The organism is Sphingopyxis lindanitolerans (genome assembly GCF_002993885.1).
Lineage (GTDB): Bacteria > Pseudomonadota > Alphaproteobacteria > Sphingomonadales > Sphingomonadaceae > Sphingopyxis > Sphingopyxis lindanitolerans.
Genome location: NZ_CM009578.1, coordinates 544801 through 557180, shown reverse-complemented (window position 1 = coordinate 557180; position 12380 = coordinate 544801). Strand labels below are relative to the sequence as shown.

Below are 12380 nucleotides of genomic sequence, written 5' to 3'. Positions count from 1 at the left end.
GCGCTGGACGCGAGTGCAGGCCATGGATGCTGAAACAAGTTCAGGGTGACGAAATTGAGAGGCAACTCTCCAGCCCCAAGCCGACCATCAATTTTCGGGATAAAAGCGGCTGATCGTATCGACGACGCAGGCGGGTTTTTCGACGCCCTCGATCTCCACCGTCACCCGGATCATCGCCTGGACGCCGCCCTTCGCTTCCTCGGCCTTGATCAACTCGCCCTTGCCTCTGATCCGGCTGCCGGAGCGGACAGGATTCAGGAAGCGCAGATTGTCGGTGCCGATATTGACCCCCATCGATACGCCGCGCACCTCGATCAGTTCGGGGAGGAAGCGGTTGACGAGGCTCATCGTCAAATAGCCGTGCGCGATCGTGCCGCCGAAGGGGCCGTCCTTCGCGCGCTCTGGGTCGACATGGATCCACTGGTGATCGTCGGTGGCCTGTGCGAACAGGTCGATGCGGTCCTGCTCGATCGCGACCCATGTGGTCGGACCGAAACTCTCGCCCACCGCATCCAGCAGCGCCGCCGGAGTTTCGAAGACGCGCGCGCTCATGCCTGCTGGTTCGATACCGCGAGCACTTCGCCGGTCATATAGGAGGAAAGGTCGCTGGCGAGGAACAGCATGACGTTGGCAACCTCCCAAGGTTCGGCATAGCGGCCAAAGGCCTCCTTCTCGGTCAGTTCCTCGAGCAGTCCGGGCGGCGTGACCTTCGACAGCGAAGCGTGCATCGCAAGGCTGGGCGAGACGGCGTTGATGCGCACGCCCTTCTCCGCGGCCTCAAGCGCCGAACAGCGCGTGAAGGCCATCACCCCGGCCTTGGCCGCGGCATAATGCGCCTGCAGTTTTTGCGCGCGCCAGCCGAGTACCGAGGCGTTGTTGACGATCGCGCCGCTTTGCCGTTCGTACATATGCGGCAGGATCGCGCGCGTCATGCGAAAGACGCTGGTGAGCGTGACGTCGAGCACCCTGTGCCACTGATCGTCGGTCATCTCGATCACCGACGCGGCGCCGCCCAGCCCGGCATTGTTGATGAGGACATCGACATGCCCCATCGCACCGATCGCGCCCGCAACCAGTGCCTGAACCTGATCCTCGCTGGTCACATCACATACCAGGGTGCCGGGGCGCGCAAAGCCGAGCGCGGCGATCCGGTCGGCGGTTTCGCCGAGGCGGCGTTCGTGCATGTCGGAGAGGAAGAGCGTCGCCCCTTCCTCGACCGCGCGCTGCGCGACCGCGCCGCCGATGCCGTTGCCCGCGGCGGCGGTGATCAGCACGGTCTTGCCCTTCAAAAGGCCGGTGGGGGTGGGATATTCGGGGGCGGGTCGTGCCACGCTGGGCTCCTTCACTTAAGGTCGCCGCGCGGCTCGCGCGGAAGGCCGAGGGCGCGCTCGGCGATGATATTGCGCTGAATCTCGTTGGTGCCGCCATAGATGGTGTCGGCGCGGCTATAGAGGAACAGGTTGGGAAGCATGGGGAAGGCATAGTCGTGCCCCGCGACGGTTTCGCCTGCCACGCCCAGCACGTCCATCGCGAGTTCGCCCAGGTCGCGCCGCCAGCTCGCCCACTGAATCTTGTAGGTGAGCGCCGCCGGGTTGAGCCTGCCGCTCTCGGCATCGGTGAGCATGCGCAATGCCCCGTAACGCATGATTTTCAGGCCAATTTCGGCCTTGGCGAGGCGCTGGCGGATGAGCGGATTCTTCGCTTCGCCATTGGCGCGCGCGGCGGCGATTACCGCATCGAGCTCGTTGCGAAAGTTCATTTGCTGCGCGAGCGTCGAGACCCCGCGCTCGAAACCGAGCAGCCCCATCGCCACCTTCCAGCCGTCGCCCGGCGCGCCGAGGATGTTGGCGGCGTCGGTGCGCGCACCGTCGAAAAACGTCTCGTTGAATTCGGCCTCGCCGGTGATCTGGTGGATCGGGCGCACGGTGACGCCGCGCTGGTCGACGGGGATGAGCAGGAAGGAAAGCCCCTTGGGGCCGTTCGACCCTTCCCCGGTGCGCGCGATCACGAAGATCCAGTCCGAAAATTGCGCGAGGCTGGTCCAGATTTTCTGCCCCTCGATCACCCAGTCATCGCCGTCGCGCCACGCCCTGGTGCGGATGTTGGCGAGGTCGGACCCGGCGCCGGGTTCCGAATAGCCCTGACACCAAATCTTTTCGCCGCGCGCGATCGCGGGCAGGAAGCGCGCCTTCTGTTCCTCTGTTCCAAAGGCGAGGATCGTCGGGCCTGCGAGTTCGATGCCGATATGGTTGAGCCGCGGCGGGGCGCCGGCGCGCGCATATTCCTCGGCAAAAATGACTTGTTCGGCGAGTGTCGCGTCGCGGCCGCCATAGGCCCTGGGCCAACCGACGCAGCTCCAGCCTGCCTCACCGAGCCGTTTTTCCCAGTCGCGACGGCGTCGCGGGCTGGCGGTCAGGCTGGTGATGTGGCGCACATCGGCGAAGGGACCATCAAGCTCGGCGGCAAGCCATGCCGCGGCTTGGGCGCGGAAGGCCTCTTCCTCGGGGGAAAAGCCGAGCCTCATGCGGCCCGATCCAATCCGGCCAACCCCGCGACTTGTTCGCGGTGCCAGTCGGGGGCGCCCAGCAGGCTCGCATTGCTGCGCGCGCGCTTGAAAAACAGATGCGCGTCATGTTCCCAGGTGAAACCGATGCCGCCGTGAAGCTGGATCATCTCGCCCGCGCAGTGACTGTAGGTATCGCAGGCAAACGCCTTGGCGGCATGGACCGCAAACATGGCCTCGTCCGATCCTTCGTCGATCGCGCAGGCGGCCCAATAGACCGCCGAGCGCGCCTGCTCGATCTCGACCATCATGTCGGCGAGCCGGTGCTTATACGCCTGGAAGCTGCCGATCGCGCGGCCGAACTGGACGCGCTCCTGTGCATAGGCGACCGTCCGGTCGAGGCACGCCTGCGCGCCGCCCAGTGCATCGGCGGCGATGGCGAGCCAGCCGGTGACGAAAGCCGCGTTCGTCGCCGCGCGCGGGTCGGCGAGCGCTTCGGCCGCCACGCTGTCGAAGTCGAGCCGGGCATAGGGCCGCGTCTGGTCCATGCTGGTCAGCGGGGTGACGGCGAGCCCGGGCGCGCCGCGTTCGACGATCGCGACGCCGTTCGTGGCGACAACCACGAACAGGTCGGCAACGGCGCCGTGCGGAACATGGAGCGCGGTGCCGGTGAGCGTGCCGTCGCCGAGCGCAGCACCCGCTGCGCCGTCGGCGCTGGCAACCGCGAAGCTGGCGATCCGTTCGCCCGAAGCGAGGCCGGGGAGCAGGCGTGATCTTTGTTCCGCGCTGCCCCCGGCGAGGATCGCGGGCGCGGCGAGACCAAGGCTGGCGAGAAAGGGGAGGGCGGCGGTGTGCCGCCCGCCTTCCTCGGCGAGGATCGCGCGTTCGACCATGCCGAGCCCGGCGCCGCCCATCGCCTCGGGGATTCCGACGCCCGACAGGCCAAGCTCGGTGCAGAAGGCGGTCCACAGCGCGCGGTCGATCCCGGCATCCTTGCCGGTCGCCGCCATTGCAGTGCGGGTGCGCGGGCTAGTTGCATTTTCCGCGAAGAAGGCGTGCGCCGTTTCGGCGATCATCGCCTGTTCGTCGGTGAAGGCGAAATCCATCAGGCGGTCCCCCAAATGGCGCGCGGCGGCACGCGGTCGGCGAGCAGGCGGTCGACCGCGGCGCCGACATCGGCGGGGTTCCAGCGCGCGCCCTTGTCGATCGCCGGACCTTCGCGCCAGCCGTCCTCGATCATGATCTTCCCGCCTTCGAGTTCGAACACGCAGCCGGTGACATGCTTCGACCGTTCCGAGCCAAGCCACACCACGGTGGGCGCGACATTGGCGGGGTTCATGCCGTCGAACGCGTCGCCCGCGGTCGCCATCTTCTCTGCGAACGCCTGCTCGGTCATGCGGGTGCGCGCGGCGGGGGCGAGGGCGTTGGCGGTGATGCCATAGCGGCCGAGTTCGCCGGCCTGAACCAAGGTCAGCGCGGCGATGCCGCCCTTCGCAGTCGCATAGGCGGCCTGCGCGATCGAGCCTTGCAGCCCGGCGCCGCTGGTGGTGTTGATGATGCGCGCGTCGACCGGCTTGCCCGCCTTTTGACTTGCCCGCCAATAATCGACCGCGTGGCGGCTGACGCAGAAATGGCCGCGCAGATGGACGTGCATCGTCGCGTCCCATTCGTCGAGCGTCGCGGAGACGAACATGCGGTCGCGCACGATCCCGGCGTTGTTGACGACGACATGGAGGTCGCCGAACGCGGCGACCGCGGCCTCGACGATGCGCTTCGCCGCATCCCAGTCGGTGATGTCCTCATAATTGGCGACGGCGTTACCGCCCGCCTCCCTGATCTCGGCAACCACGGCGTCGGCGGCTGACGTGTCGCGGCCGTCGCCGGCCAGGCTGGCGCCGATATCGTTGACCACGACATTGGCGCCTTCGGCGGCGAAGGCGAGCGCATAGGCACGCCCGAGTCCGCGCGCTGCGCCGGTGATGATGACGGTGCGTCCGTCGCAGATGCCCATGATGCTTACAGCCTTTCGATGATGGTGACGTTGGCCTGGCCGCCGCCTTCGCACATGGTCTGAAGGCCGTATCGGCCGCCGGTGCGTTCGAGCGCGCCGAGCAAGGTGGTCATCAGCCGCGCGCCGGTGGCGCCGATCGGATGGCCGAGCGCGATCGCGCCGCCTTGCACATTGACCTTTTCATGGCTGATGCCGAGTTCCTGCATCCACGCCATCGGCACGCTCGCGAACGCCTCGTTGCATTCGAACAGGTCGACGTCGTCCACACTCATGCCCGCCTTTTCGAGCGCATATCTGGTCGCGGCGATTGGGCCGGTGAGCATCCAGATCGGATTGTCGGCGCGCACCGACAAGTGATGGATGCGCGCGCGCGGTTTCAGCCCGTGCGTCTTCACCGCCGCTTCGCTCGCGATCAGCAGCGCCGCGGCGCCGTCGCAATTCTGGCTGGCTATCCCTGCGGTGATGACGCCGCCTTCGTTGACGGTGCGTAGCGTCGCGAGACCCTCGGGCGTCGTCTGGGGGCGGACGGTTTCGTCCTGCTCCAACCCTTCGAGCGGCGCGATCTCGGCCTTGAACCAGCCATTATCGATCGCGGCTTGAGCGCGGCGGTGCGATTCACTGGCGAAGGCCTCCATGGCCTCGCGGCTGATCTGCCATTTGCCCGCGATCATCTCGGCCGATTTGATCTGGTTGACCTCTTGCGTGCCGTAGCGCGCATCCCAGCCTTTCGAGCCGATGAACGGGCTGTCGAAGCCATAGGGCTGCCCCGCGAACATCGCCGCCGAAATCGGGATTGCGTTCATCGCCTGACTGCCGCCCGCGACGACCAGATCCTGCGTCCCGCTCATCACCCCCTGCGCGGCGAAATGCACCGCCTGCTGCGACGATCCGCACTGGCGGTCGATCGTCGTACCGGGGACATGCTCGGGAAGCCCGGCGACGAGCCACGCGGTGCGGCCGATGTCGCCCGCCTGCGGGCCGATGGTGTCGCAGCAGCCCCAGACGACGTCATCGACCTGCCCCGCATCGATGCCGGTGCGTTCGACGAGCGCCTTGATCGGATGTGCGGCGAGGTCGGCGGGGTGGACGGCCGCGAGGCTGCCCTTCTTGCGCCCGATCGGGGTGCGGACGGCGTCGATGATATAGGCTTCCGCCATGGTCGTGGTTCCTTATACGAAGCTGTGGCCGGGGCCGATCGGCAGCGCGCCGCCGATGACGGCCGCGTCGATGCGTGCGAGATGGAAGGCGCGGTCGCCCCAGGCGCCGGACAGCGCCCAGGCGCGCTTCATCCAGAAATGCAGGTCGACCTCATAGGTATAGCCCATCGCGCCATGGGTCTGGATCGCGGTTTCGCTCATCGCCCAGGCCGCGTCGGCGGCGGCGAGCTTGGCGTGGCTGACATGGACGGGCGCGCTGGCGGCGCCGTCCTGCAAAGCAACCGCCGCGCGCTCGATGACCGGCCGCGCGAACGCGATCTTGACCGCCGCGGTCGCCAGATGGTGCTTGACCGCCTGGAAGCTGCCGATCGGCTGGCCGAACTGGCTGCGGTTCTTCGCATAGTCGGTCGCCTGTTCGAGCATCGCGTCGGCGAGGCCGACAAGCTGCGCGGCGGCGATCAGCGCGGCATGGTCGAGCAGAGCGTCGGCTGAACCGACCGTGACGCCCTTGGCGGCAACGGGCGCATAAAGGCGGCGGAGCGGATCGACGCTGTCGAGCAGTTCGGCACCGCTGCTGCGCTCCGCAAGCAGCAGTGCGCCGTCCTTTGCCGACAGGATATGGCTTGCGCCATCGAGGTCGGCGACCCACGGATTGACCGGATGCTGGAGCGCGACCTTCACCTCGCCCGACGCAATCGCTTCAAGCACCGCCTCCTGTCCGCCCGCTTTGGCGAGCAATGGCGCGGCGACGAGCGCGGTGTCGGCAATCGGTTCGGCGACCCCCGCGCGGCCAAGCTCGGCGGCGATCAGCACCGCGTCGAGCAAGGACAGGCCAAGCCCGCCCTGCGCCTCGGGAACGAGCAGGCCGGGTAGACCCATGTCGGCGAGACCCTGCCAAACGGCATCGGAGCGGCGGCTGTCGCTCGCATCGAGCGCGCGCAGCAATTCGGGGGTGTGAACGCCCGCCAGATAGTCGCGCACGCCCTGCGTCAGCGTCGCCTGATCCTCGGTGATCGTGAAGTCCATGGCCGCTACCTCGGCAGGCCGAGCAGGCGCTCGGCGATGATGTTGCGCTGGATCTCGTTCGACCCGGCGTAGATCGGGCCGGAGAGCGAGAAGATATAGCCTTCGAGCCACGCATTGAGCGCGCCGCCGTCCAGATGCCGCAATTCGGCCGAAGCGCCGAGAAGCTGCATCGCGGTGCGGTGCGCGGCGCGGTCGAGTTCGGACCAGAATATCTTGTTGAGGCTCGCTTCGGCGCCGATCTGCCCACCGCCCATGATCTTCGAGGCGACGGCATAGGTGTTATAGGCATAGGCCTGCGCGTCCATCCACGCCTGCATCACCTGTTCGCGCGCCGCGGGCGCGGCCTTCGCTTCACAGGCGCGGAACAATTTGACGAGGCGTTCGGCGGCGGCCTGAAAACGCGCGGGCGAGCGCAGCATCAGCCCGCGTTCGAACCCCGCGGTCGCCATCGCGACGGTCCAGCCTTCGCCTTCGCCCGCGATGCGGTTTGCGACGGGCACGCGCACGTCGTCGAAGAACAGCTCGGCAAAGCCCGGATCGCCGTGAAGCTGGCGGATCGGGCGGCGGGTGACGCCGGGGGCATTGAGGTCGAACAGGATGAAGCTCAGTCCCTTGTGCCGCTTCGAGTCCGGGTCGGTGCGGAACAGGCCGAAGCCCCAGTCGGCGAAGCTCGCGCGGCTCGACCAGGTTTTCTGCCCCGAGATCACATAATGATCGCCGTCGCGGATGGCTTTGGAGGTGATCGCCGCCATGTCCGACCCGGCACCCGGTTCGGACCATGCCTGCGCCCAGATCATCTCGCCCTTCGCCATTGGGGTGAGGAAACGCGCCTTCTGTTCGTCGGTGCCGTATTCCATGACCGTCGGGCCGAGCAGGAAGATGCCATTCTGGTTGACGCGCAGCGGCGCCCCGGCGCGATAATATTCTTCCTCGAAGATCAGCCATTGGATGAGGTCTAGCCCGCGCCCGCCATAAGCCTCGGGCCAGGTGACCATGCCCCAATTGCCGCTTGCGAGCTTGCGCTCCCATTCGACATGCTGGTGATAGCCCTCCTCGCGTTCCAAGGTGACGAGTGGCGCCTTTGGGGCATTCGCCTCCATCCACGCGCGCACCTCGGCCCGAAAAGCCTGTTGTTCGGTCGTATAGGCGAGGTCCATCAGAATTCGGCCGCCTTGCCGGTGTCGACAAAGGCGTCGCGCGCCTTCTGGCTATCCTCGTGCATATACATTTCGAGCGTGAAGCCCTGTTCCCAGCGATAGCCATGATCGACGTCGCGCGGTTCGAGCCCGTTCAGCGCTTCCTTGGCGAGGACCAGCGCCTTGCGCGATTTGCCCGCGATGACGCTCGCAAAGGCGCGCGCTTCCTGGGTCAGCGCGTCGCGCGGCACGATCTTCTCGACCGCGCCGAGCCGATATGCTTCCTCGACCGGAATATTGCCGCCGGTGAAGAAGGCGGCGCGCACCTTGTGCAGCGGCAGCATCCGCGACAGATGCGAGGCGCCGCCCATCGCGCCGCGATCGACCTCGGGCAGCGAGAAATAGGCATCGTCGGCGGCGATGATCGTGTCGCTCGCGCCGCAAATGCCGATGCCGCCGCCGATCACGAATTTATGCACCGCGACGACCACCGGCACCTCGCAGTCGCGCACCGCCTTGAAGGTCAGATAATTGCCGCGATTGAGCAAAGTGATGCGTTCGGGGTGCGCCTGCATCTCCTTGATGTCGACGCCGCCGCAAAAGCCGCGCGCGCTTTCGGCAGCGCGGATGAGGACGACATTGACGTCGGGATTCTGTCCCGCGTCGCGGATGATCGCGGGCAGGCTGTTCCACGTCGCGCTGTCGAACGCGTTGACCGGCGGCACGTCGAAGATAATCTCGGCGATGCGGTCCTTGATCTCGATATGGATCGGCATGGGTCAGACCCCCGTTGATGCAGGAAAGGAAAGCGCAGCGAGGCGCGCGCGCGCGTCGCGTTCGATGCCGCCGAGCAGTTCGGCGCAACTCGGCAGGTCGGCAAGCCGTCCGGCGACGAGGCCGGTCGCCATCAGGCCATGGTCGGGATCGCCCTCGACCACCGCTTTCTGGATCAGCATCGGCGCCGACGCCGCCATCATCGCCTGTGGCAGCGTCAGCCCGCCGTGGCTGGTCATGCCCTTCGCGGCGCGGAACAATTCGCCGAACGACGCGCCGGTCTGGCGCTTCATCGCGAGCCCGCTTTCGATCGCGCGGCGCCAAATGCCGAGGCCGCTCGACCGCTCGATGCGATCGAGCAGCGCATTGCGGATCATCCGCTGCGGCAGGCCGTCGACCTTGGTCGATACCAGAATGTCGTCGGTGCCCGCGCCGACATAGCGCGCCTTGGTCACGTCGGGGATCGGGCTTTCGCGCGTCATCAGGAAGCGGGTACCCATCGCGATCCCGACCGCGCCATAGGCCAGCGCCGCCGCGAGCCCGCGCCCGTCGTCAAAGCCGCCCGCGGCGATCACGGGCACCTTCACCGCATCGAGCACCTGCGGCAGCAATATGGTCGAGGCGACCGACCCGGTATGCCCGCCGCCTTCGCCGCCCTGCACCGTCACCATGTCGACGCCAAGCTGCACCATCTTCTGCGCATGCTTGACCGCGCCGACGGTGGGCACGCAGAGGATGCCCGCATCCTTGAAACGGCCGATCATTGTCGCATCGGGCCCGCGCCCAAAGCTGACCGCGCGGATCTGGTCGCGGTGTTTCAGGATGATCTCGACAATCTCCGCCGCGCCCGGCTGGAACATATGGAAATTGACGCCGAAGGGCTGCTTCGTGCCCTTCTTCACCGCAAGGATCGCCGCCTCAAGCTCGGCGGGCTGCATCACCGCGCCCGCGAGGAAACCGAAAGCGCCCGCCTCGCTCGACGCGATCACCAGGCCCGGCGTCGCGATCCAGCCCATCGCGGTCTGGATCACCGGCAGTCGGCAGCCGAGCCGTTCGGTCAGAAGGGTGGCGAGCGGATCGGCCATCAGCCTTCCCCCTGATCCTTCTTGGCGACGTCTTTCTTGTTGGCTTCGGCCATCTTCTTGCCGTCGAACCCGGCGATATAGTCGCCCTTGACCAGGCTGTTGTTGGCGTGGGCGAAATGATGATAGCCGAACGCCGCGTCGATCCCGGCATTCTTGCCCGCCAGCGTCTCCATATGGTTGCACGCCTGCTTCGCGAGTTGCAGCGCGAGGCGGGGCTGCGTCGCGATCCGCGCCGCGATGCGTGCGACCTCGTCCGCCAATTCGGCGCGCGGCACGACGCGGTTGACCATCCCGGCTTCGCGCGCGCGCTCGGCGCTCATCCGGTCGCCGAGGAACAGAAACTCCTTGGCCAGCCGGACATTGAGTTCGTGGCAATGCGCGAAATATTCGAGGCCCGGAAACCCCATCTGGAGCACCGGGTCCTGAAAGAAGGCATCGTCCGAGGCGATGATGAGGTCGCACACCCAGGCCAGCATCAGCCCGCCCGCGATGCAGCCGCCGTGGACCTGCGCGATGGTCGGCTTGGGAATGTCCCGCCACCTTTTGCACATGCCCAGATATTGTTCCTGTTCGCGGGCATAGGCTTTTTCGGCGCCCGCCTTGGTCGAGTGATCGTACCACATCAGCCGGCGCTCGACGGGCGAGTGGAAGTCGCGTCCCGGTGTGCCGATGTCGTGCCCGGCGCTGAAATGTTTGGCGTCCGATTTCAGGACGATGACCTTGACCGCATCGTCATTGACCGCGCGGACGAAGGCGTCGTCGAGCGCATAGGTCATCTGGCTGTTCTGGACATTGTGATATTGCGGGCGGTTGAGCGTCACCCACGCAATGCCGTCCGCCGCTTCATAGAGGATCGGCGTATCGGTTTCATAGACCGGGGTTTCATCGACCGGCGGGACGAGCCCGTCATTCTGCTCTGTCATGGCTCAGGTCCTCTTGCCCGCGGGATTGTCCTTGAGCACGGTCGCGCGCAGATTATGCGGGTCGAGCCGCGCGATGATCGCGAGCTGCTCGGCGGTAGGGGCGGCCGTTTCCTCGATCTCGGCCGCGGCCTGGAGCGCGAAGCCGGTCGCTTCCTGCACCTGATCGAAAGTGACGCCAGGGTGGAGCATCACGACGCGGATCGCATGGTCCGTGCCGCCGAAATCCATCACGCAAAGATCGGTGACGATCAGCCGCAGGTCGACCCGGTCGAAAGTCGCGCCCGCGATGCGCCGCGCGGGATTATAACCGACGCTCGACACCATATCGACCTCGCCCTCGACGAAGACGCGCTTCGAGTGGGCGGGAACGAACATCGAGTTGATGTGGCAGATGCTGTTGCCCGGAAAGCCGCGCGCGCCGAGCATCTGCACCTTTGGTTGGTCGTAGGTGCCGCCGAGATAGGAGATGTTCGTCTGGCCGAAACGGTCGATCTGGCTCGGCGTGACCATTGCGTGGCGCTTGCCGGGCCACACCGCGGCGTCGAAGAAACGCGAGAAGGGCAGGTAGCCCGCGGGCTTGCGGTCGTCATAGCCGCGCGGGCCGAGCGGCACCGGGTCCTCGACCAGATACGCCTCGCCGTCGGTCATCATCAGTTCGGGGGTGTGCGTCACCTTGGCGAGCGAGGCGGCGAGGCGAGGCGCCGGGCCGATGCCGGTCGCGACGAGTTCGCCATTGCCGCGCCACGCTTCGGAGGCGGCGACGATCAACTGTTCGCAGAGCGAAAATTCGGGTGCGGTGGTCATGAGCTTCGTCCGCCTCAGAAGATGGGAAGGGGGAGGGCGGCGACAGTATCCTTGCCGCCGACACGGTCGAGGTAGCCGGCTTCGTCGGCGCCGATGACGCCCGCCACATAGGCGTCCCAGCCGCCCTCCTGGCGCGCGCTCGCGGCATAGGCCTTGAGGTGCTTCATGTCCCAGCCGTAGGACGGCGGCATCGAGGTCGGGTGCGCGCCCAGCGGCGCTTCGACCACGCCGTGGATGAAGCAACGCTCGACGATGTTGGCGCGCGCATCCTCGGGATAGCTATGGTCCATGCGATCGACGACTTCTTCGGCCGAAACGAAGCTTTGGTCGGCGGCGCGCGCGAACCATTCGTCATAATAGGTGTCGGGGCCGAGCGCCTGGATATTGCCGAGCTTGTCGGCGCGGTGAACGTGGAGCAGCGCGGCGTCGAGCCGCAGCGGCGGCATCGCCAGCACGACCTCGCCATCGTCATAGGGTGACTGGACGGTCCGGAAGCCGCCATGCGTCATGACATCGGTGCCGAGACCGACATGGGTGGGGAGGAAAGGCAGGCGGAACGCCGCAGCCTTGAGCCCCCATTGCAGCATGCCTTCGTCAAGCTCGAGAATGTCGAGGGTTCCGGCCTCGCGCGCCTTGCGAAAATAAGGTTCGAGCGGGATCGCATCCATCGAGACGAAGCCGAAGATCAGCTTCTTCACCTTGCCCGCGGCGCAGAGCATGCCGACTTCGGGGCCGCCATAGGCGACGATCGTCAGGTCGGTGAGGTCCGAACGCAAAATGGCGCGGACCAGTGCCATCGGCTTGCGGCGTGGGCCCCAGCCTCCAATCCCGATCGTCATCCCGCTCTTCAGCGAGGCGACGAACTGCTCGACGGTCAGTTGCTTGTTCAATCCACTCTCCAGCCACAGGCGCCGGGCGCGAGGGCGCCCGCGATGTTGCAAGAGGGATAGGCGCGCTGGCC

Annotated in this window: 13 protein-coding genes; all 13 read right to left on the bottom strand. The window is 66.7% G+C overall.

The features are described 5' to 3' along the window. Window positions 1–87: 87 nt before the first annotated feature. The 13 genes from CVO77_RS02680 to CVO77_RS02620 are packed head-to-tail and all read right to left on the bottom strand — an operon-like array spanning window position 88 to window position 12309. Entirely contained in the window at window positions 88–552 is a 465-nt protein-coding gene (locus tag CVO77_RS02680; RefSeq protein ID WP_105997770.1) for a MaoC family dehydratase, read from the bottom strand. Then, on the bottom strand, window positions 549–1331 hold the full coding sequence (locus CVO77_RS02675) for an SDR family oxidoreductase (protein WP_106000589.1): 783 nt from the start codon (window positions 1329–1331) through the stop codon (window positions 549–551). The genes CVO77_RS02680 and CVO77_RS02675 overlap by 4 nt, the downstream gene beginning before the upstream one ends. Before the next feature lie 11 nt (window positions 1332–1342). Continuing rightward, complete coding sequence (locus tag CVO77_RS02670) at window positions 1343–2524, bottom strand: acyl-CoA dehydrogenase family protein (RefSeq protein ID WP_105997769.1); 1182 nt, start codon at window positions 2522–2524, stop codon at window positions 1343–1345. After that, entirely contained in the window at window positions 2521–3609 is a 1089-nt protein-coding gene (locus tag CVO77_RS02665) for an acyl-CoA dehydrogenase family protein (protein ID WP_105997768.1), read from the bottom strand. Before CVO77_RS02665 ends, CVO77_RS02670 begins: the two co-directional genes overlap by 4 nt. Then, window positions 3609–4514, bottom strand: coding sequence for an SDR family oxidoreductase (locus CVO77_RS02660; protein WP_192878857.1), 906 nt, complete (start codon window positions 4512–4514; stop codon window positions 3609–3611). Before CVO77_RS02660 ends, CVO77_RS02665 begins: the two co-directional genes overlap by 1 nt. Window positions 4515–4519: 5 nt before the next feature. Further along, window positions 4520–5671 carry an acetyl-CoA C-acetyltransferase gene (locus CVO77_RS02655; RefSeq protein ID WP_105997767.1) on the bottom strand — a complete coding sequence of 384 codons (1152 nt, stop codon included), beginning with the start codon at window positions 5669–5671 and terminating at the stop codon, window positions 4520–4522. Between the two features lie 12 nt (window positions 5672–5683). Continuing rightward, a complete protein-coding gene (locus tag CVO77_RS02650) occupies window positions 5684–6697 on the bottom strand; it encodes an acyl-CoA dehydrogenase family protein (protein WP_105997766.1) in 1014 nt (337 codons plus the stop codon). 5 nt (window positions 6698–6702) lie between these two features. Then, entirely contained in the window at window positions 6703–7854 is a 1152-nt protein-coding gene (locus tag CVO77_RS02645; RefSeq protein ID WP_105997765.1) for an acyl-CoA dehydrogenase family protein, read from the bottom strand. Further along, window positions 7854–8609 (bottom strand): enoyl-CoA hydratase family protein, encoded by a 756-nt coding sequence (locus CVO77_RS02640; protein WP_105997764.1) that lies wholly within the window; start codon window positions 8607–8609, stop codon window positions 7854–7856. Before CVO77_RS02640 ends, CVO77_RS02645 begins: the two co-directional genes overlap by 1 nt. A gap of 3 nt (window positions 8610–8612) precedes the next feature. Further along, window positions 8613–9692, bottom strand: coding sequence for an NAD(P)H-dependent flavin oxidoreductase (locus CVO77_RS02635; RefSeq protein WP_105997763.1), 1080 nt, complete (start codon window positions 9690–9692; stop codon window positions 8613–8615). Further along, window positions 9692–10615: an enoyl-CoA hydratase gene (locus tag CVO77_RS02630; RefSeq protein ID WP_105997762.1), complete on the bottom strand. Its 924-nt coding sequence runs from the start codon at window positions 10613–10615 to the stop codon at window positions 9692–9694. Before CVO77_RS02630 ends, CVO77_RS02635 begins: the two co-directional genes overlap by 1 nt. 3 nt (window positions 10616–10618) lie before the next feature. Next, window positions 10619–11419 carry a CoA-transferase subunit beta gene (locus CVO77_RS02625; protein WP_105997761.1) on the bottom strand — a complete coding sequence of 267 codons (801 nt, stop codon included), beginning with the start codon at window positions 11417–11419 and terminating at the stop codon, window positions 10619–10621. A 14-nt stretch (window positions 11420–11433) separates the two neighbouring features. After that, window positions 11434–12309 (bottom strand): CoA transferase subunit A, encoded by an 876-nt coding sequence (locus CVO77_RS02620; RefSeq protein ID WP_105997760.1) that lies wholly within the window; start codon window positions 12307–12309, stop codon window positions 11434–11436. Between the last annotated feature and the right edge of the window lie 71 nt (window positions 12310–12380).